We start from the raw sequence: 25,529 nt of genomic DNA on the forward strand, positions 1-25,529 counted from the left end.
CAAAAAAAGGATTTTTCAAATTAGTCTTTGCAAATAACCCTTGAACCTTCACCATCAATTACAATTCCCTGATGGTTGTTAATAGGGCATAGATTCAAATCCGAAAACTCAGTCATTATTTTCTCGGTAACTTTCTTAAATGGTGCTGTAAGATAATGCGGAAGAACATAGAAATCAATCAAATCAAGCCCTGCATCATCTTCTTGTGAGTAGTCCTCCGGCTTTTCATCCATTTGCTCGATATATTGGATGCTTGGAGCGCATATAATTGCGCCTGCCGACTCGCCGATCATCAATTTTCCATTTACCAATTCCTTTTTCAGCAACCCATCAGTTCTTGTTTTACGAAGTTGGTCCATAAGAAAGAAAGAATTTCCGCCGGTAAAATATATCACATCTGCATCTTCAAAAACAGACTGTATCGTTGAATAAGCCTCCGTTGAAATATCAATTTCAGTTACGATTGCTCCCAACTTTTTGAATAATTTTCGAGCCGAGCCGACATAACCGGTGTAGCCTTCACGCAACGAAGCTGTTGGAATAAATGCGACTTTCTTATTTTCAATTTCTTCTTTTATCAGACTTCCTACACTTGAAAAGTGCGAACATAAAAATAGTTTCATCAATATTCTCCTTTATAAATTCCGATTGAACAAAATCGCTGCGCGATGGCCTGCCAAGGCTGTGGCATAGCGATTTTCTGTTTTCTATAATAAAAAACAGTGGAAAGCAAGTCCTAAAAGTAGTATTGTTAAATCACCACAAAATAACAATCAAACAGGATCGACCTTCCCACTGCCTATGAAAAGAATACCACCCTTCCGCTTGGTTGGCAAGCGGTTTTATGACCCAAATGCACCTCCGTGTAAAGCAGTGTTTTGATTACTACTGATTTTACATGGAGGATTTTATTATGTATGAAAAATATTTAGAACAGCTTGAGGAAGCCGGAAAAATCCGTAACCTCAAAGAGCGTTCCATCAACTGCTATAAAAACTATGTTTCTTACTTTCTGAAATATCAAGCGAAGCCCCCTGAAGAACTTACCTGCCAGGATGTCAGAAATTTTTTGCTTGCCAAAAAAGAGGAAGGACTAAGAGCCACAACTCTGAACCTTTATAATTCGGCTATCCGTTTTTTCTATCGGAATGTCCTGCATATCCTTTGGGATGATATCACAGTTCCACGTATGATTCTGGAACACAAGCTTCCGACCGTACTGACTGTTGATGAAATAGACCGTCTATTAGAAGCTGTTGATGATATCAAATATAGAGCCATGTTTGCAACGATGTATTCTTCCGGGATGCGGGTTTCTGAAGTGCTCCACCTTCATTATGATGATATTTCCCGTTCAAATATGCAGATCCATGTCCGGGATACGAAGAACAGGATGGATCGCTATACAATTCTTTCTAAACGGTGTCTGGATATCCTTACACAATACTGGTTTGAGAAAGGACGTCCCCGTGGGATCCTGTTTCCTAATAAATTTACTGGTAATTACCTGACAGTCAGTACACTGGAGCAAGTGATGCGACGGGCAGTATCCGATGCTGAACTTCCAAAGAAAGCAACTCCACACTGTCTCCGTCATAGCTTTGCAACTCATCTGATGGAGCAGGGAGTAGAACGGCAGAATATTCAGGCACTGCTTGGACACCGTGACCCAAAATCCACGGAAGTTTATCTTCATGTCAGCAACAAATCCCTCATGGGAATCCAAAGTCCCTTTGACAGGAAAGAAGGTGCTGATTATGAATAAGCCCACCGTTCAGGATATTTTCCGGTGTTTTTATTCGGCATACCTTGAAAAGTATTCTCCTTCTCCGGAACAGGCAAAAGTTGCCCGGAACATCTTGAACTGCAAAACCGGAGCCTATGGTGCAAACGTCAGTGTATGTGAAGACTGTGGTGCTGTTCAGATTCACTATAATTCCTGCCGCAACCGTTGTTGTCCCATGTGTCAGGCTGTTCCAAAGGAAATGTGGATGGATGCCCGCAAAGAGGATGTGCTTGATGCACCCTACTTCCACTTGGTATTTACAGTTCCTGACATTCTGAATCCAATCATTTACAATAATCAGAAACTGTTATATGACACCCTGTATCATGCAGCTTCTGCTACAATCAGTGAACTGACTGCTGACCCAAAGCACCTTGGTGCTGCTGTCGGCTATATCTGCATCCTGCATACATGGGGATCTGAAATGAACTTTCATCCCCATATCCATACAATACTGCTCGGCGGTGGTCTGACATCCAAAAACGAATGGAAAGACAACGGTACTGAGTTTTTTCTTCCTATATGGGCTATCTCCAAAGTCTTTCGTGGAAAATATATGGATGAGTTGAAAAATCTCTGGAATACGAATCAACTTAAGTTTCATGGAACTGCCGAAAAATACAGTAACCATTATGTGTTCAAAGAACTGATTGATTTCTGTTATGATGCGGAATGGATTCCTTATTGTAAGAAAACTTTTAACGGCGCACAGTCTGTGATTGACTACCTTGGAAAGTATACCCATAGGATTGCCATCAGCAATCACCGCATCATCTGTATGGACGATGAAAACGTTACTTTTTCTGTAAAAGATTACCGGAACAAAGGACAATGGAAAGAACTGACCCTTTCCGGTGTTGAATTTATACGACGGTTTCTGATGCATGTACCGCCAAAACGTTTTGTCAGGATTCGGCATTACGGACTTCTTTGTTCCCGTAGCAAACACAAGAAGCTTACTTTATGCCGGAATCTCCTTGGATGCCAAAAGTATCTCTCGAAGCTTCGAGGTAAGGAGATGCCGGAAATATTAAAACAGCTTTATGAAATAAATATTTGTGTGTGTAAATCCTGTGGTGGGCATCTTGGAAAACCACAGCTTCGAATACCACAAAGATGTTAAAATCTTATTCTTTCATACATTTTCTAAAGCCTCAAAGCTTGAGGTTTTGTTGTCGTACCTAATTTATCTGAAAACACTTGATTTCTGTAGCTTCTGCACAGGAACTCCTGTATAATCATGGGTAAGAACAAAAGATTGAAAGTCCATAGGTAGTAGCTACCCGGACGCTCACTTTGTTCAATTAGGTCAAATCGAAAATGGTGTAAACGAAGGGGCAGTTCACTGGAATGCCAAAACTGCTTTTTCGTTTACCCCATCATCGATTCTAACCTAAAGAATTTATCTTTTTCTTTCTGAAAATGGGCAATTCCGCAATGGAACTGCCCATATATCTTTAAAATATGCGATTTTTAAGGCTCTGCACCGTTTCAAGCACCATTTGGTGTAAATTTGGTGTATTTGTGTATTTTCAGAGCTTTTTCGCAAATGAAGTACATCCCGTTTTGTAAGGTAAAACGGTACTTCTTAATAGAGCTTTGCACCTGCCGGAATATGGTCATCTACCATAAGGAGATGAAGCTTTTCTTCGCCTTCTTCTTCGTGTACTGCACTGAGAAGCATACCACAAGAGTCAATGCCCATCATTGCTCTTGGAGGAAGATTTGTGATTGCGATAAGTGTCTTACCAACAAGTTCTTCCGGCTCGTAATATGCGTGAATACCGCTTAAAATGGTTCTATCTGTGCCTGTTCCGTCATCAAGAGTGAACTGAAGGAGTTTCTTTGACTTCGGTACAGCAACGCATTCTTTAACCTTAACTGCTCTGAAATCAGACTTTGAGAATGTATCAAAATCAACATCTTCTTCAAACAAAGGCTCAATCTTTACCTTAGAGAAATCAATCTTTTCAGGCTCTGAATTTGGTGTAGAAACTTCTTTATCCTTTACACCATTTTCGGATTTTACACCACCGAGGGTCTTCATTGTCGGGAATATAACCGAAGCTAATCCACCACAGTCCAAATAAGTTGATAAACGCTTTTTTACACGATTTTCATTATATATCGCCAGTCCATATTTGTCCACCAAAATCCAACAAACTAATGTCATTTTGATGTATTCTGACTTTTTTGATGTCAGGTTTGTCTTGGAAATCGTCCCCTTGCAAGGACTTCTTCCTAAAATATATCACTATTATTTTCCAGAGCTTTAATTGCTTCCTTTTTCTTCACATCTGTTGCTTCCGCATAAATATCCATCGTTGTTTCAATATTTGCATGACCCATAATACTTTGAATCACTTTCAGATTTCTTTCATTTTCACAAAATCTGGTGCAAAATGTGTGTCGGATATGATGACACGAAAAATGAGGAATCAATACCGGGCGTCTGCTCTCCCGTTTTGCCTTAATAATTTCTTCGGCATTGTAGGCTTCGTAAATTCTTTTGATTGCACTGTTGATTACGCTGGGTTTATGGATAATTCCGTCTTTATTGCAAAAGATAAACCCACTCATACCATCAACCACTTGCACATTAAAACCGGTTTCTTTCTGTGCTTCGTATTCATCCTTAAATGCCTGTTCTACAGCCTGCATCATCGGAATAGTACGAATCCCGGCTTCTGTCTTTGGCGAAGAAATATGAAATTCACTCTTTCCATTCTCCATTACTCGATAGATAGCCGCATGGTTTATACTAATGGTTTTATTCTCATAATCCAAATCTTCCCAACGCAGCCCTATCATTTCTCCTATGCGACATCCCGTTCCAAAAAGTGCTGTAAACAGTGGCAACCAATGGCAATACACAGGACTGTTCGATACATAGTTCAAAAATGCTCTCTGCTGTTCCAATGTAAGTGCGTGTCTTATGCCCTTATTCTTTCCATTCGCCTTTTTGATTTCTGCCATTACACCGCTTGCCGGATTATTGCGTATCACATTGTCCCTAACTGCCATCTGAAAGGTTGGGTGCAGAATCGTATGAATATTATCCAATGTATTCGCCTGTAACCCCAATATGTTCATCAACGAACAATAAAAGAATTTCACATCAGAATACTTTATATCATTGATGATTCTTTTTCCAAAAGTATCTCTGACAAAACGGTTATACATATACTTATAATTTACCCGTGTGTGTTCTTTCAAATCATACTTCGTTGAAATATACCTGTCAAATGCATAGTTCAAAGTTGTCTTTCCACTGCAATAGCTTTCAAGACCGTCCAACTGATTGCGAACAAGTTCTTTTTCCTTTTCCCTTAACTCCAACAGGTCATTTGAATAAACGACCCGCCTTTTACCTGTCGAATCGGTGTACTGGTAGATATACCTTCCGTCGTTTTTCCTCTGACTTTCGCCTTTCCTTAATACTCTGCCTTTTGAATCTTTTCTCGACATTGACATTATGTACCACCTTCCTCTCAATATAAGAAAGAGGTCACAAATGCCATTACTCATTCTCGGTATTATCCTGCTCTTGCAGCTTTCTAAATCCTTGAACAAGCGTCTGTGTTATGGTCAGATCATGAGAGCTGGCATACTCTGTTATATCTGTATGCTCATCTTTTGTAAGACGGATGAATACACCTTCACTTCTCGGATTTTCTAACTTAGGTCTACCCATTCTTGCCATCCGTCAACACCTGCCTTTCATAACCTGACTTCATTTTACTACTTGTATATCAAAAAGTCAAATACTTTTTGATATACAATAATTCGTTTTCCTCTTTCTTATCATGTCTACGCCCGAAAAGATTCCAAATACTCCTCAAAAATCTTCACGTTTACCAATGTGATACGGTTAATTTTATAAACAGCACGAGCATCCTGTGCCAATTTCATAAAGCTGTGTTTACTCATAGAATACCTCTCCGCACCCTCGTCATACCTTATAAAATTTTTTGTGTTCACTTTTGCCTGCATTCTTCCACCTACCTTTTCAAAGTGTGTTCTTTTTCTCTTGCTATGGTTATGGCATATCTGCCAATAAAAACATACTTAACAAACAAATATGCTTTTATTGGAAGATATTAAAAAATCCGTACAGGTAGCAGCTCATTACACTACCCACATCGGTATCGCACCGTCATCTTATCTGACCGGACTAAGCCGGAAGTATCATTATCAAAAATATGTATCAACGCCTCCGTGTAACTGCTACACATTTATGCCGGATATTTCTCGCTCCACACCTTAACTTCAATATCTGCTTTCAATATTCCTTCGTATCCACCTCTGCCAAAGGCAAAAGCAGGTGTCTTATGGCGTATCCTCAAAGCGGCTCCACATATTCCACACGTCCTGTACGCATTGGTTTATGAAATTGTCAAGGTACAATCGCAGACATCGTCTGCATTTTGGATAAAATCAAAGCTGAAATTGTCAGCCTAAAAAGCACATAAGCACACTTCCGTCTGCTATGAACGGTTCTGTAAAAATTATGTGCTTTATCAGAATGACAAGATCAAAGTTGTAATTTATCCGGTCCATATTTTCTTAGGACTTGAAATAAAACTTTTTTATGTATGCCCTCCGTCCAATCATATAATTCATGCAAGGCAGCTACTTCCATAGGTGTCAGCGAATTGGCATAAGGCTTGTAATCCTCTCTTATAAAAATTCCTCCGTTCTCTCCCTGTTTTGTATAAATCGGATAAACCGGAGTTAAAGCCTGAATATCATACTGTATCGTGCGAATGGAAACGCCAAATTCCTGTGCCAATTCATTCGCTGTTGTATGTCGTCTGATAATAAGAATATTGATTATTTCCGTTCTACGATGTACGGTATTCATGCTTCACCCCCTCTCTTCTGGTTTTCCAATTCTAATTTTAAATGCAGAATATGCAGTATCTTTGCTTATTCCCCTAAATTTCTCTGTAAATCTTTTATCTCTCTCCAGCCATTGACTTTCCCCTTTCCCATTGATAAAATCATTATGGATAGAATCAAAAATCATAAAAAGTCACACAAACTGCTATGGAGTTTTTACGGGCAATCAATGCCCTTATGAACCGTGGCAGTTTTTTTATTGCTTCTGCCCAACTGCAAAGTCGAATTATCAACGCTATCCATAACAAGGGCGGTAACGCCCTACTGTGTTGCAAACCGCTCGCCTATACTCACGCAACACGCAAATTCCCTACGGGTAATTTGCAGAAGAATAGCAAGCACTGCCTGTGTTCCCTCACAGGCACCATTTCCGCAAATTTCTACCAAGTGAAAACTTGCAGAAATTGGCTTGCATGGGGCATATCCCCCTGTCCCCCTAAAAGCAAAAAACAACCGCCGGCTACGGCATATTTGAAAATCTTTTATACAAATAAGGAAAGGACTGATACTGCAATGGCAAACCGAGAAAGACAAAATGAACTTAAAATCTATCTCAGCGATGACGAGCAATACATCTTAGATCAGAAATGGAAAGCCTCCGGCATGAAGAGCAAATCCGCATTTATTCGGCATCTGATTTTGTATGGCTATGTCTACGATGTAAACTACGAACACCTGCGGGAATACAACACCACGCTCGCCCGTATCGGCAATAATCTGAACCAGATTGCCAAGCGGATGAATGCTACTGGCAATGTCTATAAAGCCGATGTAAACGAAGTAAAGGAGCTGATGAAACAGGTATGGCAATCACAAAAATCCATGCTATCCAGGCAACCGTCCATAAGGCAGTAAACTATATCTGTAATTCCCAAAAAACAGATGAAAGTAGTCTCATTTCTTCCTTCGGATGCAGTCCTGAAACCGCTGCCTTTGACTTCAAATTTGCTCTGTCAAAAACAAATCAGGCAGACCCCAACAAAGCCTTTCATCTGATACAGGCTTTCGCTCCGGGAGAGGTATCTTATAAGGAAGCACATCAGATCGGTGTGGAGCTTGCCGACAAGCTGTTAGAGGGGAAATTTTCTTATATCGTTTCCACTCATATTGATAAAGGTCACGTTCACAACCACATCATTTTCTGTGCCGCAGATAATGTGAATCACGAAAAATATCATGACTGTAAACAGACCTACTACCACATTCGCCGCCTGAATGATGAGCTGTGTTCCAAGCATCAGTTATCCGTCATTTCTCCCACAAACCAGCGTGGTAAAAGTTATAAAGAATGGACATCCGGCAGAAATGGCACCTCGTGGAAAATCAAGCTCAAGCAGGACATTGATGAAGCAATTCAAAACGCTGATACATATGAACAGTGCATGGAGCTGATACGGGCAAAAGGTTATGAAATCAAAGGCGAAACCATTGGAGAAAACGCCTTAAAGTACATTTCCTTCCGCCCCCTTGACCGGGAGCATTTTGTCCGTGGCAGCTTAAAGTCTTTGGGTGCAGAATACACCAAAGAACGGATTAAGGAACGGGTAGAAACAAAGGCTTTAGCACAGACACAAAAACGTGTCCCATTCCCTGCCCGAAAAAAACCTCTTATCAAGGATTATTCTTCCCGAACGCTCATTGACACCTCGGAAGAAAAGTTCACGCAAAGCCCCGGTCTGCAGCATTGGGCAGCGATTGAAAATCTCAAAATCGCTGCCAGCAGTTACAGTAAAGCAGGTTCTATCATCGAGCTTGAAAAACAGATTGAAAGTAAGTCTGTTCTTGCAAAAACCGCACGGAACAGTCTTGTGGAAACAGAACGTCAGCTAAAGGATTTAGGACAGATATTGAAATACGCTGAACAATATCAGAGCAATCATATCTATCACATCCGTTACCGGAAATCGAAAGACCCTGACGCTTATCTCCGCCACCATGAAACAGAACTCCTGCTCCATGACGGTGCAGAAAATATGCTGAAACGCTTTGGAATCAGCTTAAAACATTTTGATATTGATAAGTTTCGTAATGATTACAATGCTCTGTATGCCAAGAAAGAAGCCTTGCAGAAAACCTATAAATCTGCTGAAAAAGACATACAGGCTCTCAACCGAAAACTGGATAATCTGAACCAGTATCTTGACCGGACTCCGGGACAGGAACAGACCACAAACCGCAAACCGGAAAAAGACTTTACAACGCTCTGATTTCCCCACAAAAAAGGTGTATCGCGTTGAAGTTTTATACTTCTTTGCGATACACCTTAGTGTGTAATATGCTGCTATCTCAAAACTTTTCACTATTCTTTTTCTATGTATTTTCACATACTTTACATCCATGTATTACACTCCATATCTACACTGTATTCTATTGCAATTCACTCGTTTTAATAGGTATTGTAAACTACTATCGAGGTGAATTATAATGCATGACATAAAACAAATTCTTGCCATTGCAGTGCGTGAAGCCCGTACCGAACTCGGACTTTCACAAGAAAAGCTGGCTGAAACTCTTAATATGGATACCCGCACCATACTAAATATTGAAGCCGGACGTGGTAACCCCAAATATGATAAGCTGTATCCTTTGATTACATATCTGAAGATACCCGCCGATAAGATTTTCTACCCAGCCAACGCAAACCAACAGCCAAATCTCCAAAAACTCCTGACCCTGCTGAATGACTGCACGGAACAGGAGGCTGCGGATTTATTGCCTATGGTTCGTTATCTGCTTGATCTGCTGCACAAGCAAGACCATCCAACTCTGTAAGAATGCCAATAGACTCCTTGTGACTCTATTGGTTTTCTTATTTTCAAAGCACTTTATTTACAATTTCAATCATCCTGATTCCACTCCTTTTTTAAATTCTTACTTATGTAATATTTGAATTATTACATAAGTAAGATTTCAAGTCAATCTATTTTCTCTTAAATTGACAACTACACAAATAACATCTATAATATTTTTATTACAGCCGTAAGATTTAAGGAGGGATTTGAAATGAGCGATTTACCACAGATTTCTGAAGCTGAATTTGAAGTTATGAAAATCGTATGGAAACATGCGCCGATCAGCACCAATGAAATAACTGATAAATTATTACAGACTACGAACTGGAGTCCAAAAACAATACAAACTCTAATTAAACGTCTAGTGAACAAGGGCGTTCTGACTTATGAAAAACAAAGTCGGGTGTTTGTTTACACTCCAGTTGTGAAAGAAAGTGAATACATCGGTCAGGAAAGTAACTCTTTTCTAGAACGATACTACGATGGAGACATCACTGCCATGCTGTCTGCATATATAGAAAATGACAGACTGTCCGAAACGGAAATAGACACTCTCCGCTCTCTTCTTTCCAAGAGGTCAAAAAAAGGAGGTAATTAACATGGCTGATTTTATGATACGCTTTTTAATATGCAATGTATTTATCAGCGGTATCATCGGAATTCTTTTGATAGCCAAGCGGATATTCAAAGTCAACCTATCCAGCCGGATGCAGTATAATCTATGGTTCCTGCTACTTGGATTGTTGGTAGTTCCTTTTATACCGTTCCGTTTAATTGGGTTTCCGCAAATCCTCTCGTGGCTCAGTAGCCTGAAAAGTTCTCCTACTTCTGGCACCAGAACCGCCATAGGAGAAGCTGTTGGGATCAATCCAGCCGGAAATGCAGACTGGATGAATGACTTTGCCCTTTCGGTAAATAGTGAGACTCCATCCAGCATCGGATACATACTATTTGGAATATGGCTTGTAGGCATCCTTGCAATGATTATATTGGTAATCAAGTCCTCTATCCGCTTACAGAACTTGAAAAAATCTGCACTTCCCCTTCAGAACCCGGAAGTCCGAAAACTATATCATCGATGTATGAAAGAAATGGGAATTAACAGAAATATCCATGTTTACAGTACTGCATTTTTGAAATCTCCGATTATTGTGGGGCTTTTGAAACCTTGTATTTATCTGCCGATTCATCTCATCTCAGATTATAACGAATCGGACATGCGATACATGCTGTTACACGAGCTACAGCACTATAAGCACAAAGATGCTATTGCCAACTATCTAATGAACTTTGCCGGAGTAATATATTGGTTCAATCCTCTTGTCTGGTATGCTCTGAAAGAAATGCGTAATGACAGAGAGGTTGCCTGTGACACCTCTGTTTTAAAGATGCTTGAGGAGGATGATTATGCAGATTATGGTAATACACTGATCAATTTTGCGGAAAAGATTTCACTTACTCCATTTCCGTTTGCCGCCGGTCTTGGTGGAAACATGAAGCAGATGAAACGGAGAATTATCAACATTGCATCTTATGAGAAGCCGACATTTATAAAAAGAGTAAAAGGTATGACTGCATTCATGTTGACTGCTGTCCTTCTCCTTGGATTCGCACCTTTTATTTCTACATACGCAGCAGATGGAAGCCACTACCAATGGGATTCCTCTTCTGAGAATATTTCCTATGTAGACCTCTCCACATACTTCAGAGAATACGAAGGCAGCTTTGTTTTATACGATTTGGAAAACGATGCATGGAGTATACATGACATGGAGCATGCCACCTTACGGGTTGCTCCAAACTCCACCTACAAGATATACGATGCTTTGTTCGGATTGGAAGAAGGCGTCATTACACCAGAAAATTCGTTCATTGCATGGAATGGAGAAACCTATCCATTTGAAGCATGGAACGCAGATCAGACCTTACAGTCTGCAATGAACTCCTCTGTGAATTGGTATTTTCAAGCAGTAGACGAACAGCTTGGAACCTCTGACGTTTACAGCTATGTTCAAGAAATCGGATATGGTAACGAAAACATGAGTGGCGATTTCTCCTCTTATTGGATGGAATCCTCCTTGGAAATCTCTCCAATAGAACAGGTCGAACTTTTAACCAAGCTGCAGAATAACAGTTTCGGCTTCGCCCCTGAAAATATCAATGCAGTAAAAGATGCCATCTGCCTTTCAGCTTCCGATGCCGGAACATTCTACGGAAAAACCGGAACTGGCCGTGTTAATGGACAGGATGTAAACGGATGGTTCATCGGTTATATCGAAACTGCAGATAATACATACTTTTTTGCCACCAACATTAGTGCAGACAGCGATGCTACCGGAGGCAACGCAACTGAAATAACCATGTCTATCTTGTCAGACATGAATATCTGGAAATAAAACATAATAAAATCGGGTAAAGGTCATAGTCAGTCGTACAATCTTTTACCCGATTTTTTGTGTTTTAACACTATTCGTATCTTTTATTTCTTATTGTAAATCACCTTCGCCTGTACTTAATCCCTCATACATCCATGTCTTTCCATTGTCGTTAGATGTAAATCTCAAGCCTCCGTAACTGCTGTATTCTGCCTTGATGATTACAGTCCATTGTCCATCGGATACTTGTGGCATCTCTGCGTAATCATAATCTGCGATTGTGTATCCTAGTTCATCAGCAATATCCGGCAGTTCCGTAACCTCTTCCATTGGAAATTCCATCTGTGTAAAAGTAACTCCGCCATCTGATGTCACATATAAAGTTGAGGCATCCTGTGAAGCGCCTGTCATACCAATCACACCAAGATTTTCATCGTAAAATTCTATTCCCAGTGCCACGCCAATCTTGTTGTTAAACGGATTGGCATTTATCACATTCCATGTTTCACCACCATCTGATGACTTTTCCAATTCATAATAACGGCTTCCTGCTGCCGCATCAGTAACTACTAATCTCCATCCAATTTCTTTATTCTCAGACAACCAGTAATATACAGAACCGTTGGAATTATCTACATACCAGGATTCTGTTTCTTTAGCATCATCAATAGTCTGCTCTTCCTCCCTGTCGATGATAGTTTCTAACGGAATCACTTCCGGTTCCATAAAATAACGTACCGGAGTCACCTCAGATTCACTTGGAATATGAAGCGAGACTTCATATCCATAAACAGCTCCACCATTCAGTTCCGAATAAATGGCATTGTCTGTGTTGTCCACTCCGTCACCATCCACATCACCTTGAAGATATACAAATCCTTCCATTGTGTTAAATTCCCGCTTGCCATAATAGAGAATTTCATAATCGTCTGCATATCCTTCCACAGCCCAGTTATTTACTCTTGTTTTGTAATCAGCGTTTTTCAAAATTTCAAGCATCGGCTGTAATCTCATGTCATCATCGTAAGATTTGCTCGCAACTCCATTAATACACACAGTCATTTTTGAATCTGCATCCACATCATAGTCAATAAGGAATGTATTTTCGTCTCCATTTTCATATCTTCCATACATATAAGTATAAATACTCTGAATTTCACCATCTTTGTCAAAGGAAAGCTGGAACTTATTTTGAACATAAAGTTCATCCGGTAAATCCAACTCTGTCTCAATGTCTTCCAAGATTCCTTCTACACCTGTCTCAAAGAAGTTGGTATGAGTAAGTTCAATTTTCTTTTGGTTACGCCATTCGTCAATCTTCCATGACAATGCACCATTATAAGGGATTGCCGAATAAATAATCCTGCCTCCAAACAAAATGGTCAGGGCAACAACTACAATACATTTTCCCCAGAACAGTTTACCTTTTTCAATTTTTTCTTCTTTTCTACTGCTAACAATTCCAAAAATGATTGTTGCTATAAGAACAACACCCAAAATCAATATTGGAATCAAGTCCACTTTCGTCCCACCGTATTGACATAGATTTGAAATGCGAATCATCAGCACCGCATATATAGCAATTCCAATAAAACCACATATATTAGAAATTTTCTTCATAATTTGTCTCCATCTCGTTTTTAGTGTCCACGTATATCCAATTCATCCAATAGAGAATTTTCACTTCCCCAAGAATATACAATGTAATAACCCCTGTCCTTTATTTCTTCCGCAAATTGTAGTGTCCCGTGATCAATCCCCTCAATGGACTGCCCTTCCTGAATTTTCACCAAACATTCCCACTCATTACTTCTGTACCTTGAATAGTAAGCATCCAATTCTTCCAAAGACAAGTCACTTCGAATTAGAATTGCTCCGAAATACTGCATTCCATTTCCGTTACCTGTCAGCTTCCCTGCCCGTGATATTGACTCTATCAATTCCGTTTTCTCTGGCAGTGGTGTTTCACATAATTTCTTTTCCACTTTATAAGCAGTGTGGTTATTTATAAGCGGAATTGAAATCACACCGCCTATTAATACAACTGCTGCCAATATTCCAACTAGTTTTAATTTCTTCATGTGTCCTCCTTCCTTTTCTTACATCTGTAAGATTACCACAAAACACAACTATTATCAAATCATTCTTTAATTCGGTATTGATAATCGGGTATCTGCATAATTCCGTCATTTAGGATTTTATTCCCCAAATACTGAAAACTGCCATCCTCTGCAAACCTTACCGTAAGTTCATGGGTTATGACTGCATCATCGCAAATAACCATATCACAAACCGCCTCCACCGTTAACGTGACTGTCTCATCATCATTTTCTTTGATATCCGTGACCTCTGGCAAAGAAGTTCCAAAGAAAGTAGGTGCATAATTTCCACATCCTAATCGAGCCCAATCATATGTGTGGTTTTCCTCGTCAAATACTGCGTACTCTCGTATCTGCTCCGCTGTTATCGGAAGATATTCCATAATCAGACTTTCGAATTCTTCTTTTGGAATACCATTTGGATAATCTTCGGAATTGAACTTTTCTCCATATTTCATTCCATACAGATATTCAAACATTCCGTTATAATCCAATTCACTCATATTTTCCGTATTCCAGTTGGAACACAAAAGGTTCTGTCCCTGATATCCAAGTCCCAAGACGAGGCGCTCAGACATCTCTCGCTGTTCCTCTGTCATAGGTTTTATTCTAATCACGCTGCTTCCATCCACAATTTCACTGACCTCCGGTGGCTCCGGCACACACAACTCGTAGCAGAACCATCCCTTATCTGTATATTTCCACTCTTTTAGTCTTGTATAGGAAATGTATGAAATCCCCGGCTTATTATCAGCATTCCAGATTCCTTTTGCACTTACAACATACATATCTGTTCCATCAAAAATGAATTTCATTCTGCCCAATCCACCATCGTTGTGGACTTCATAAATTACTGCAGAACCACTTTTCCCTTCCATACATTCTTTCAGAAAACTGTCAACACTTTCATAATTCTCCATGTTAGAATATGTTACCATTGTTGTAACCGGACATCCTGCATCCTTTAGCTTCCTCTGCATTTCCAAAACTGTTTGATCATCCAAAGCAACATTAGATGCTATCCCTTTATCTGCAGTTTCATAAATGTCAAGATAAAGTTCCATCTGCTTTTTACAGTCAGTCTCAGCTTCTTCCCTTTCCTGTTCATCTAACGGAAGGTCGTAGCCCTTTTCCCATTGTTCTGCAGCCTCTTCCTCGGCACTTTTTATCTCCTCCGTGGAAGATACATCTTCCGTATCTTCCACAAGAGATTCATCCACAATACTATCTTCTTTTCCACAGGCACATACGAAGCATCCAATCAGAAATGCCATAATCAGCAAAATGCTTTTTTTCTTTAATGCCATAATATCATCCTTTCTTTCAAAGCAAATTTAATGTGCTTTTGCTATTGGCGGCAGTTCCAACTCTATTTGTTCTATAGAATTGGAAAGATACCTGAAAGTTCCGTCTTCAAATGGCTGGACCACAACCGTATTCCGAAAAGCGAGATCAGAATTATAATCCGGCCATACTCCATCCACGATAAGTGTAATCGTTCCATCCGCATTTTGGGTATAGTCAACTACTTCTCCGAAAGGTGGGTATGGACTGGCATAAATCATCTCATATTCATAGCTATTGCTGCCCTCATCATATCCACAATGCTCTCTCAACTGTTCTACCGATACCGGAAAATAAGTAGTCATTATCCTTTCATATTCCTCTGCCGGAATCTTCCAACCCTCAGTTTTCAGATTTTCCCCCGTAGAAATCCTATAAACATCTTCATACATACAAGGCATCAGAATGTCCTCCACATTGCTGCTATCCCAATCGGTAACGAGCAGATTGTAATTCACATAACTTAGTCCTGATATGTATTCTTGCGTTAATTCCCGGCAGTCTTCTGGTAGCGGTTCTATTCTCCAATACTGTCTCAAACTTGCATGTGCAATCACATATTCATATGCGTAGATAAAATATCCTTTTTCGGTCAGTTTAATCTCAGCCACATTACTTACCGAAGTTCCCTGTATTTCTGGCATACCACCTTCTCTCCACCGAATTCCTATGTAATAGGTCTGCAACTCACCTTTCCGATAGATAAAGGTAACTGCTCCAATCAGCCCATCTCTCTGTACTTCAAATACCGTAACCATCGAGTCTTGTCCATCCAGGTAATCTGCATAAAATGCTTCGATTGCTTCATGATTTTGCATAGCAGTATCTTCTTCAACACTTACCAGACCGGTTCTGCCCAATTGCTCCACCACAGCTTTCCTCTGCTCTTTGGTAAATTCGCCAATACCGGAAGAGTAGCTTGGTGCATCTGCAATTACAATATCCTTATAGATTTCTCTGACCGATTCTGCTGCTGGCAAAACCGTACTCTGCAGTTGCTCCTTCTCCTCTTCTGTAAGGAGATCATCACTGGCTTGCGGAATAAACCAATATGCTGACTCTGTGGAAGTTTCCGCATTCTCGGCTTCTTCTGTTTCTGCTTCGCTATTTTCGATTTCTACAGGTGGCTCCCATACTTCTTCTGCCACCTTTTGCTTTTCTGTATGCAGTTCTCCCCAACAGACCACTCCGGCTATTACGAAAATCAACAGCAGCAAAATCGGAAGACCACATCTTCTAAGCAGCCATTTCACATCTTCCATTATTCGCCTCCGTATAATTCTTCCCATTCTTCTAACGTCAACCGTGGCGTATGCCATGTTTCCTCAGAATTATCCTCGGAGGGTATAATTCGATTGGATACATATTGTACCCCGCCATCCTCCAAAGGACGAACCACAACCTCGTGGGCATATACTTTGGAATTTCCCGAATATGGAAATACCACATTAGCAGTAAGTGTAATTGTTCCATCACTGTTCTCCGTATACCCGATTACTTCTGAATATGGGTATTCCGGATACTCTACTTCTTCGAAGCCTCTCGGTTTGTATTCATAGGTCGAATCCTCCGAATCATAGACAGTTTTGGATTGCAGCGTTTCACTATCAATATTGAAATATTTCATAATAACGCTTTCAAATTCCTCTTTTGGAATCCGATAAACTGCACTGACTGACAAATTGTCATCTGCAACATAAGGAACATACTGACCATTCACTTTTGGATAAAGAATGTCATACATATCATAGAAATTCAAATCCCCAAAATCTTCTTCACTCCAATCCACAATAAACATATTATTCTGTTCAAAGCTGATTGGAAGAAGATATTTCCGACTCAGTTCCCTATATGTTTCATCCAATGGCTGTACTCGTAATGCGGTATGCTCCTCTGCTCCACTCAATGTAAGAACGTATAATTCTTCTGAAAACCAGACACCAGAAAACATCAGGTAACCTTCTTCTGTATAATTCCAATACTCTGCTTGATACCTCCCAGTAACTTCTTTCTGTATTTCTCCATTTTCGTATCCATAATAGCTTCTGACCACATCTACATTTCCGTCTTTTGTGTGCAAATCGTATTTTACAAATCCGCCCAAATAGCCGACTTCAAGAATCGTTATATCTGCTTCTTCCTGTGCATCCACCTTTTCACAAAATTCCAGTACCTGCTCCGCTTCCGTCATATTCACTTGATTTCTGCTGTCAACAGCAGGATACTCGTTTTCTCCAAGACGATTTACAATACTCCGAATTATTTCCAAATCATCTAACTTATTTTCCTCTGCTGCCTTGTCATAAAGATCTATGCAGATGTTTATAATTTCTTCTTCATTCTCCTGTTCTTCTTCTGAAACGTCCTGAACATCAATTACTGTTTCCGAAACTGTATCTTCTTCCGGTGGTGTATCGCTACACCCCGAAATACTAAACATCAGTACAAAACTAATGACTGCTAAACCACTCTTCCAGAACCAGACTGTCTTTCTTAACAACATATCCGCTTCCTCCTCTTCCTTTCACATCTTCTACCATACTGATAATCAATATAGGACATTCCGTATCTTCTGCTGTAAAAATTGCAAACCATCCTAATTCTGTACCCGAAGTATCATCCTTCGATGCCTTTATTTCTGCCGTACCTGTTTTTCCTGCTAAAAGAATGTCATCTCGATGGGCTGCATATCCAGTTCCATTAGAATCATTCACAACCTTCTTTGTTCCTTCCAATACACGACTTGCTGTCTCGTTAGAAAAGGCACCCGGAATCCAATACTCAACTTCCGCTTCATTCTGATATACCAAATAAGGCTTTATTACATTTCCCTCATTACAGAAAGCAGAATAAATACATGCCATATGCAACGGGTTCACTAAAATCTGTCCTTGTCCGTAACCGCTGTCAGCTAACTGTATTTCAGTTTCAATGCCTTCTGTATTGGAATACTGAGATTCTGCCATCTTAATTTCAAATGGTAGTTCCTCATTGAAACCAAGCCGTATCAAAGAATTCTCCAACTCATCCGATCCAATCTTTAATGCTGCTTTTGCGAAATAAATATTATCAGAATAAATCAAGGCATTCTCTAAAATGACTGGTTCATACGCATGAAGCGTTGTTACATGATATGAACCCCACGATGCATCTTTTTGCCAACTTAATCCTACGTTCCCGTAATCTTCCATTGGATCGATTGCTCCTGATTGTAAACCAATCGCAGCTATAATTGGTTTGAAGGTAGATCCCGGACACCACACTTGCCGGAACCGATTATACATTGGCTTATTCTCGTCCTCGTTAAGTACAGTCCACTGCTCACTCGATAATCCCATAATAAAATCGTTATTGTCATAAGCCGGTGTGCTGACCAAAGCCAATACCTCTCCGGTATAATGATTTATGGCTACCGAGCAGCTTTTATCTTCCTTAAACTGTTCGTACAAGGAAACCTGCAAATCAGTATCTATCGTAAGCCGGATGTCCTGCCCATGCTGTACCAGGATACAAGCCAGTTCCTCCTTCTCTTTATCTTCCGAATTTACAATGTAAATCCTGCAACCGTTCTGGCCTTTCAGTTCTTTCTCGAACAAGCCCTCCATTCCGCTTCTGCCGATTACACTATTGGCTGTATAACCTTCTCCTGCATGTTCCTCTAAATCTTCCGCAGTAACGCTTTGAACATACCCGACCAAATGCGCAGCGGCTTCCCCTAATGGGTATTCACGCACTTCAACATCAGATATCATCACTCCGGGAATCTCCAGCAACTTATCATGCCTTTCTTTCTCCTTTAAAACTTCTTCCTCTGGACTGATAGACATTAACTCAATTTCTTCCACTCTTGGAATCGTTTTAATAGGTACAAAAGAATCATCCTTTACCCACTTTGCAGACAGGTTCTTTTCTATCGCTTCCGTTGTGATTTCCAATAGTCCTGCAATCTGTGCGATTGCTTCCTCTCTGTTTTCCAACTTGCCCGGAACAATTCCAACTGAAGATGCTGTACCTTTTCCTGCAAGGACACGTCCGTTCCTATCCAGAATTTCTCCTCGCTCTGCCTGTGTAGTAGAAACTCTTACTTTATCTGCAGAAGTCAGATTAGGAAAAATCATGGAATCATCCCAAACCAATTTATATCCTTCTTCTCCATTTATAAAAAATGCCTCATTCTCAAAGCTGATAGTTCCTGCCACTGTATCAAACGAAGTCAAATATGTTACTTTTTTATCTTCCTCCACATACTCGACATTTTTTATCGACATGTTTTGCATTTCAATTCCCTCATAAATAGTGGAATTTCTCTTCAGAAAATCTTCCTTACTGATATATCCAGATGACTCCAAATCAATCATTGCATACATTTCTTCGTATTCTTGTTTTGGAATATGCATCATATACTCTACTAAGATAGTATCTGGTGTTTTACACGCATTTTTTCTTTTATATAATACTGTTGCACTCACAACTACTCCAATCAAAGTAATTGTTAACATTAACACTATAATGCCCAACATTTTTCTATATCTTTGTATTCTTTTGGTTCTATGTTTTGCCTTCATCGTTACCTCCATTTCTTATTCGTATCAATGTACTACGCTTATATATTACAAGTGTAAGATTTTGAAGCAAAAAAATTCACTCCCTTTCGTTATAAATATTACACCCGTAATATTTATCAGTCAAGTTCTTATTCAAAAAGACAGAACACAGCCACCAAAAGCCATGTTCTGCCTTACGTTTGATGTTACTCTGCCGCTACAAACTCCATCTTCATAAATTCATGATCCGTCAATTCCTTTAATTTTGCAAGGACACATAATGACAATTCAACCATCTCATCATCCTCCAGATGTTTCAGTGTCTTATTGATACCATTTATGACATTTTTTCTGCCTCCCACATCTGAATCTATACCTTCTTCCATAAAAATACTGATTAAATTACTCTCTTCTACGGTAAATCTCTTATTCATCACTTACATCTCCCTCTGACTTTTCTTTTCATTTTCTTGAACATCATGTTCTTTCGATTGCCCTTCTACCTGTGATTTTTTCTCCGCAAGACGGGATTTTAAGGAAAGCCTTACCGTAGGCTTCTCCTCCATTCTCTTATTTTCTTCCCTTTGGGCTTTCTCCCCAACACCATTATTCAGCACATTATCAATCATATTATAATTCTGTTCTTCTGCCTCCTCAATCTTGGCAAGCGGCTTATACTCTGTCAGTTTTTCCAGAAGCTCCGTTGCTCGTTTTATTTCCTCTGGTACAGCTCCCTCCGAAATAATGTCTGCAAGCCACGTTGTTAAATGTCCGGTATCGCCCTGTTTTATGGATTCTGCAAGCTCTGATACATTCTCGGTCATATTTCTTGTACTATCGTGATACAGTACAGTATCATAATCGTAGGAAAGTCGGTCAAGTTCTACTGCAAGCTGTTCCTCTTGTGGCAAGTCCGGCATACGCAGTTCCCACACTCTTGCTTCCATTTCTTCACTCATCACGCCATCTATCTCCATATCGGGCAATTTAGCCACCAGTTCCGTAATGACTTCCATTGCCTGCGGATTGTTTTTAATATCAGGAACATAGTTCAAAACCCCAAGGTCAATCCTCTTTCCAGATAAAACATCAATCTCGTAATCCTCGAAGGGTTCCGCCCCTCTCCCTAGGATATTGATTCCGATTGCCGGAATACCATTCATCCGCTCTGAAGGTATCTGCTTCCAGATTGCTATAGCTTCATCCACCGTAGGAATATTCTCATAACACTCACCAAGATTATGAAATTCTCCACATTCCGAAACAGTTAAAGTTACTTCTGCGCTCTCCTTTTCCTGCTCTCTTACCTGTCTGACGCCCTCCAAATATTCTTCCATCTGTGGCAGATAGGATTCCAGCGTACCTGTTCGTTGGGCTGTAATTGGATTGATGTCAACTTTTACTTCTCCGATATGAAGTCCATCCTCATTAAAGGCATTAAATAAATCGTCCTCCCGTTCCGCTGTGGAAAGTTCCACCACCACATCAAGGTCAGAACCTTCATGCTCTAATCCCCTGCATCTGCTTCCTGTTACAGCAACATCCACGATTGTTGCATTAATATCATACTCTTCAATCTTCGCCTGCACATGGCATTTCACAGTTTCCTCGATTTCTTCCGGATTCATTTCACTAATATCGTGGAATAATTCCCCGGTCTTTGCCTTAAAATCTGCCACCACACTGCTTGGTGTACTCTCCGGAATAATACGATTTGCTTCCTCTGCTTTTTCCATCAGTCCATCATAATCCATCGGTATCAGTTCATCTTCTCTTTGGATATTTCCTTTTGCACCATTGTAATCCGGCTGTGACTTCAAATCCTCTAAAATATCATGCAAGGCTTCCCTTATCGTCACATCAGGATTATCATAAATTCCTCCGTCAATCTCCTTATAATCAGCTCCCATAATGGAATAATCATAACCGCCATCCACTTCCTGAATGCTGATAAAACGGTCTGCAATAGAAAATGCCAGTTCTGTTTCCTGTTCACTTTCCAAAGTTTTTTTCATTTCCGCAAGCACCTGTTCTGTTTCATCGCCAAGATCAATGATTTCATCTCCATCTATTTCCGGTTCTGTCTTTTGGACATTGTGTCCAGAAGTGTCCTGCATTTCTTCCTTTTCCGGTGTCTGCTCCCGTAAAAAATCCGGTATTTCCGTATATCCAAAAGAATCCACAAAATGAGCCGTATTCTGTCCGTTCTGATGAAGCACCACTATATCGCTGACAGATAGCGAATGTCCTCTGAAATCTTCTGGGTGGTCAAGGTTGAATTTTTCAAAGATTGCCTCTAAAGTTGCCCCCTGCGTCTCTTTTTGCAGTTCAGATAATTCGCCCACATATAAAAGTGTATAATTCTCTGGTTTAATTGCATCAAAATTATCTTTTGTAATGCCCATACGCTTTAAGGATTCCGTCCCCTCAAAACGTAAGGAATCTAATTCCGGATTAGGCTTTAATTGATAAATTCCATATTTATCAGTACTAGCATATAGGAGCTGCTCTTTTCTTGCCATTTCAGGTGTAATAACAGATCCGTCCTCATAGTTAATAGATTCCACCCATGTGATACCTAATTCTTTTTCTATTTCAAATTCCAAATCAGTTCCATAAAAAGCATTATGAATTTCTGCCACATCAGTATCTGAAATAGGCTCTGAGGTCTTGAATACCGCAGTTCTATCCCCACCCATTTCTTCTATATCGACAGCCACAACTGGATACGGGTATGTATATTCTCGCTCCTGTTCGTCCATTAAGATAAGTGTAATCTTAGTCTGCTGTTTCAATGCTTTATTCCATGTTTCCTTTTCAACCCCAAAGATACCTTCATGCTCTTCTATACGCTCCCTGCTTTCTGCCAATGATTCCGCACCGTCAGTATGAAGCAAATATACAGGCAAATCATGTTCAAATAATTCCAATGCTTTCTCTTGTGTTAATGGCAGCATTTCATTCCATTGATAGCCATATTCCCTCATTTCCGACAAACCAATCATCGGATCAGGCAGGGCATCAATCTCCGCCTTTGCATCAATTATGGTCAATGCCACATCCTGTTGGGCATACTGCTCCCTATATGCCAGTTTCTCTGCAAGTTCCCTTGTTTTATTCATATCATCAAGTTTATAGGCATAATTTACAATCAGATTTCGCTCCTCAGACGTGAAAATATTTTTTTCTGCTTCCAACTGATTGATAAGTTGTTCTGCCTGCCCCATGACAGATAAATTGGTATCAATGGGGTGTTCCATTCTTTCCTTTACATCAATAAGCTCGTCTGTATCCATGTTATAGCGGACATCAATATGATATTCCTCCGCTTCTTCCGTCTGCTCGTCAGCAAGTTCGGTAGTCCATGCTCCTTTGCTTTCAAGATAAGATGATATATTCGATTTATCCTCTTCATTCATGGTAGAAAGAGCGGATATAAGTTCTGCACTGTCCATTCCACGGACACTGACAAGATTGTATTCTGAAAAATCCTCGTTATGTACCAGCAGAATGCTTTCCTTTCCATGTTCCTGCTCCATCTCCCGGTTAAGCTGAAGCTCCTGCATTGCCCCCTCAATGCCTGTAATCAGTTCTGAAGCTGTCTTTCGGATTGTATCAAGGGAAGATTTCAGCTCTTTCATATTCCTGCCGCTGCTCCAGCCTGCGATATATCCAAAGGAATAATCGGATGTATCTATACCGAAATGCTGGCACACTGTAAAAGCCACACTCTCCGCTTCCACTTCCTTTGTATTCCTGTCCTTTACCGGAATATCCATGCTCTGATTAACTTCTTTATCATGCAGCCTGGAATGAGCCACCTCATGCACCATTGTTTTCAAAGTCTGGCTTTCGCTCATATTTTCCTGAACAGCAATCCGTTTTTCTGCTGTACTGAAATACCCTTTGGAATCGCCGGGAATATCTTCAAATGCAATCGGAACAGGAGAAATATTCATAAGCGCCTGGACAAAATCCTCATATCCCTCCACCGTAGATAACAGCTCATTCACTTCCAGTTCCGGAATAGGCTTGCCATCCGTCTGCGATACATCAAAAACAGATACCGCACGAAAGGCAGGAATGGTAACCTCTGTTTCCTCTTTCTGCGGCATACCGTTTTCATCAAACATCATTTCTCCCGTTACAGGGTCTAACTTATCACGTTCCTCTTTGATTTTATAAGGAGCTGGTGCAAGAATACGGATTGCCTTTTCTCCTTTATTGACGTGCCGCTCAAAGTTCTTCTGCCACGCCTGATAACCTGCCACCAGCGTAGCTTCCGGCTTCTGCATGGCAATCAGCAGCGTATTATTAAAACTGTAATTATGAAATTTTGACATGGTACTGAGATAGCTTTTATATTTTTCACTCTCAAAAAGCTCTTTCAAACCAGCTTCCAGCTTATCCGTAATCTCTTTGACTTTTTGCTTTTCACTCATGTAAACGGTATTTTTATCTTCCATAATTCGATTGTCCTTTCTTTTTTCCACGCAAAAAAGACAACCATCTCTGATTGTCTTTTTCGATATGCCTATTCAATTTGCATCTTTTTTAGATTGCTTTTTTATTACTCTTCTTTCTTTTCTGTATCCTTCTCTAAAATATTGTTCACTAATTTTTGGAGTTCATTGCGATTTGGCAGATACAATTCATATTTTGAAACAAATAAATTGCTGTCCATACCGTAAGTTGCATATTCTACAAGCAGTTCATCTTTGTTATGACTCAGGATAATGCCAATCGGTGGGTTATCATCTGCCATATTTTCTTCTTTTGCGAAATACCCCATATACATATTCATCTGACCGATGTCTATATGCTGGACGGAATTTTTCTTTAAATCAATCAGCACAAAGCATTTCAAAATTCTGTGGTAAAATACCAAGTCCACATGGTAATGAATATTGTTTACAGTTAAGGGATACTGCCTGCCCACAAAGGTAAATCCTTTTCCTAATTCCAACAAGAATTTTTGGAGATTATCTATTATTTTCTGCTCCAAGTCTTCCTCACTATAACGCTCTTTCTCCGGAAGTCCCAAAAATTCTAATGTGTAAGTATCCTTGATAACATCCTCTGGCTTGTCATAAGTAATTCCCTCTCTGGCAAGTGCCAGAATTCCTTCTTTATCTCTGCTTGTAGCTAATCTAAGAAACAAAGCGGAATCCATCTGTCGCCTGAGTGTTCTTACATCCCACTTTTCCTTATAACATTCTTTTTCGTAAAAACTTCTTTCTAATTCATCATCAATCTTTATCAGCTCACAAATATGCGACCATGTCAATTTGTCAGACACCGTCTGACAATTCTCATAACAAAGATAAAACTTCCGCATATTGTTGAGGTTTGGGCGGCTGTATCCTCGTCCCAATCGCAAAGTTAATTGATGCGAGAGTGTTGTTAATAATTTTGAACCGTATGCTGCTTTAACATTTCCATCCTGCTCAAACTCAACAATATATTTTCCGATTTTCCAATACGTCTCTGTAATTACACTGTTTACTTTTTCAGCTATCTCTTTTTTGGCATTTGAAACTGCTGTTTCAATCTCATCCACCAATGGCTGAAGCATATTTGTCTGCTCTAAATCATTCATAATATATCCTTTCCGAATTTGTCAGACAGTGTCTGACAAATTCAATTTCCATTTTTATGTATTACGTTGTCTCCATTTCTCTTTAGCT

Annotated in this window: 23 protein-coding genes and 1 pseudogene; 8 read left to right on the forward strand and 16 right to left on the reverse strand. The window is 39.9% G+C overall.

Annotated elements, in window-relative coordinates:
- Positions 1-20 precede the first annotated feature (20 nt).
- Positions 21-623 (reverse strand): Type 1 glutamine amidotransferase-like domain-containing protein, encoded by a 603-nt coding sequence (locus BQ5364_RS16185; protein WP_071144650.1) that lies wholly within the window; start codon positions 621-623, stop codon positions 21-23.
- A 290-nt stretch (positions 624-913) separates the two neighbouring features.
- Here BQ5364_RS16185 and BQ5364_RS16190 point away from each other — a divergent pair, with 290 nt between their 5' ends.
- Together BQ5364_RS16190 and BQ5364_RS16195 are read left to right on the forward strand one after the other, a co-directional pair.
- Complete coding sequence (locus BQ5364_RS16190; RefSeq protein ID WP_071143720.1) at positions 914-1,765, forward strand: tyrosine-type recombinase/integrase; 852 nt, start codon at positions 914-916, stop codon at positions 1,763-1,765.
- Positions 1,758-2,909 (forward strand): IS91 family transposase, encoded by a 1,152-nt coding sequence (locus BQ5364_RS16195; protein ID WP_071143719.1) that lies wholly within the window; start codon positions 1,758-1,760, stop codon positions 2,907-2,909. The genes BQ5364_RS16190 and BQ5364_RS16195 overlap by 8 nt, the downstream gene beginning before the upstream one ends.
- A 465-nt stretch (positions 2,910-3,374) precedes the next feature.
- On the opposite strand, the pseudogene BQ5364_RS16200 reads toward BQ5364_RS16195, so the two are convergent.
- The 4 genes and pseudogenes from BQ5364_RS16200 to BQ5364_RS16215 form a co-directional block, all read right to left on the reverse strand.
- Positions 3,375-3,848, reverse strand: a pseudogene (locus BQ5364_RS16200) (lysine--tRNA ligase); the annotation flags it as partial.
- A gap of 179 nt (positions 3,849-4,027) precedes the next feature.
- Complete coding sequence (locus BQ5364_RS16205) at positions 4,028-5,260, reverse strand: site-specific integrase (protein ID WP_002596379.1); 1,233 nt, start codon at positions 5,258-5,260, stop codon at positions 4,028-4,030.
- A 46-nt stretch (positions 5,261-5,306) separates the two neighbouring features.
- Positions 5,307-5,489 carry a hypothetical protein gene (locus BQ5364_RS16210; protein ID WP_002596378.1) on the reverse strand — a complete coding sequence of 61 codons (183 nt, stop codon included), beginning with the start codon at positions 5,487-5,489 and terminating at the stop codon, positions 5,307-5,309.
- A 107-nt stretch (positions 5,490-5,596) separates the two neighbouring features.
- Positions 5,597-5,779 (reverse strand): DUF6462 family protein, encoded by a 183-nt coding sequence (locus BQ5364_RS16215; RefSeq protein WP_002596377.1) that lies wholly within the window; start codon positions 5,777-5,779, stop codon positions 5,597-5,599.
- 88 nt (positions 5,780-5,867) lie between these two features.
- Here BQ5364_RS16215 and BQ5364_RS17850 point away from each other — a divergent pair, with 88 nt between their 5' ends.
- Positions 5,868-6,053, forward strand: a complete 186-nt coding sequence (locus BQ5364_RS17850) for a hypothetical protein (RefSeq protein ID WP_136017837.1) — start codon at positions 5,868-5,870, stop codon at positions 6,051-6,053.
- 267 nt (positions 6,054-6,320) lie between these two features.
- Here BQ5364_RS17850 and BQ5364_RS16220 read toward each other — a convergent pair whose 3' ends face one another.
- Positions 6,321-6,650: a helix-turn-helix transcriptional regulator gene (locus BQ5364_RS16220; RefSeq protein WP_002596376.1), complete on the reverse strand. Its 330-nt coding sequence runs from the start codon at positions 6,648-6,650 to the stop codon at positions 6,321-6,323.
- Between the two features lie 3 nt (positions 6,651-6,653).
- Entirely contained in the window at positions 6,654-6,815 is a 162-nt protein-coding gene (locus BQ5364_RS18005; protein WP_014081113.1) for a hypothetical protein, read from the reverse strand.
- Between the two features lie 386 nt (positions 6,816-7,201).
- Between BQ5364_RS18005 and BQ5364_RS16225 the strand changes: the two genes are divergently transcribed.
- The 5 genes from BQ5364_RS16225 (at position 7,202) to BQ5364_RS16245 (ending at position 11,876) form a co-directional block, all read left to right on the forward strand.
- Positions 7,202-7,543, forward strand: a complete 342-nt coding sequence (locus BQ5364_RS16225) for a MobC family plasmid mobilization relaxosome protein (protein ID WP_002596375.1) — start codon at positions 7,202-7,204, stop codon at positions 7,541-7,543.
- Complete coding sequence (locus tag BQ5364_RS16230; RefSeq protein WP_014081115.1) at positions 7,492-8,895, forward strand: relaxase/mobilization nuclease domain-containing protein; 1,404 nt, start codon at positions 7,492-7,494, stop codon at positions 8,893-8,895. The genes BQ5364_RS16225 and BQ5364_RS16230 overlap by 52 nt, the downstream gene beginning before the upstream one ends.
- Positions 8,896-9,112: 217 nt before the next feature.
- The gene (locus BQ5364_RS16235; protein WP_014081116.1) at positions 9,113-9,460 is read left to right on the forward strand and encodes a helix-turn-helix domain-containing protein; all 348 of its coding nucleotides are present in this window, start codon (positions 9,113-9,115) and stop codon (positions 9,458-9,460) included.
- 231 nt (positions 9,461-9,691) lie between these two features.
- Entirely contained in the window at positions 9,692-10,078 is a 387-nt protein-coding gene (locus tag BQ5364_RS16240) for a BlaI/MecI/CopY family transcriptional regulator (protein WP_014081117.1), read from the forward strand.
- 1 nt (position 10,079) lies between these two features.
- On the forward strand, positions 10,080-11,876 hold the full coding sequence (locus tag BQ5364_RS16245) for a BlaR1 family beta-lactam sensor/signal transducer (RefSeq protein ID WP_014081118.1): 1,797 nt from the start codon (positions 10,080-10,082) through the stop codon (positions 11,874-11,876).
- 90 nt (positions 11,877-11,966) lie between these two features.
- Here BQ5364_RS16245 and BQ5364_RS16250 read toward each other — a convergent pair whose 3' ends face one another.
- From BQ5364_RS16250 to BQ5364_RS16290, 9 genes are all read right to left on the reverse strand, one after another.
- Entirely contained in the window at positions 11,967-13,475 is a 1,509-nt protein-coding gene (locus BQ5364_RS16250; RefSeq protein ID WP_014081119.1) for a WD40/YVTN/BNR-like repeat-containing protein, read from the reverse strand.
- Positions 13,476-13,495: 20 nt separating this feature from the next.
- On the reverse strand, positions 13,496-13,936 hold the full coding sequence (locus tag BQ5364_RS16255) for a hypothetical protein (protein ID WP_014081120.1): 441 nt from the start codon (positions 13,934-13,936) through the stop codon (positions 13,496-13,498).
- 59 nt (positions 13,937-13,995) lie between these two features.
- Positions 13,996-15,261 carry a DUF6070 family protein gene (locus BQ5364_RS16260; protein ID WP_014081121.1) on the reverse strand — a complete coding sequence of 422 codons (1,266 nt, stop codon included), beginning with the start codon at positions 15,259-15,261 and terminating at the stop codon, positions 13,996-13,998.
- 27 nt (positions 15,262-15,288) lie between these two features.
- A complete protein-coding gene (locus BQ5364_RS16265; RefSeq protein ID WP_071144652.1) occupies positions 15,289-16,560 on the reverse strand; it encodes a DUF6070 family protein in 1,272 nt (423 codons plus the stop codon).
- On the reverse strand, positions 16,560-17,801 hold the full coding sequence (locus BQ5364_RS16270) for a DUF6070 family protein (protein WP_014081123.1): 1,242 nt from the start codon (positions 17,799-17,801) through the stop codon (positions 16,560-16,562). Before BQ5364_RS16270 ends, BQ5364_RS16265 begins: the two co-directional genes overlap by 1 nt.
- Positions 17,749-19,863, reverse strand: coding sequence for a penicillin-binding transpeptidase domain-containing protein (locus BQ5364_RS16275; protein WP_014081124.1), 2,115 nt, complete (start codon positions 19,861-19,863; stop codon positions 17,749-17,751). The genes BQ5364_RS16270 and BQ5364_RS16275 overlap by 53 nt, the downstream gene beginning before the upstream one ends.
- Positions 19,864-20,048: 185 nt before the next feature.
- Complete coding sequence (locus BQ5364_RS16280) at positions 20,049-20,276, reverse strand: transposon-transfer assisting family protein (RefSeq protein ID WP_014081125.1); 228 nt, start codon at positions 20,274-20,276, stop codon at positions 20,049-20,051.
- 3 nt (positions 20,277-20,279) lie between these two features.
- Positions 20,280-24,308, reverse strand: a complete 4,029-nt coding sequence (locus BQ5364_RS16285; protein WP_071144653.1) for a YodL domain-containing protein — start codon at positions 24,306-24,308, stop codon at positions 20,280-20,282.
- Between the two features lie 104 nt (positions 24,309-24,412).
- On the reverse strand, positions 24,413-25,441 hold the full coding sequence (locus tag BQ5364_RS16290; protein ID WP_002596362.1) for a PDDEXK nuclease domain-containing protein: 1,029 nt from the start codon (positions 25,439-25,441) through the stop codon (positions 24,413-24,415).
- Between the last annotated feature and the right edge of the window lie 88 nt (positions 25,442-25,529).

The sequence above is a fragment of the Coprococcus phoceensis genome, assembly GCF_900104635.1.
GTDB lineage: Bacteria > Bacillota > Clostridia > Lachnospirales > Lachnospiraceae > Faecalimonas > Faecalimonas phoceensis.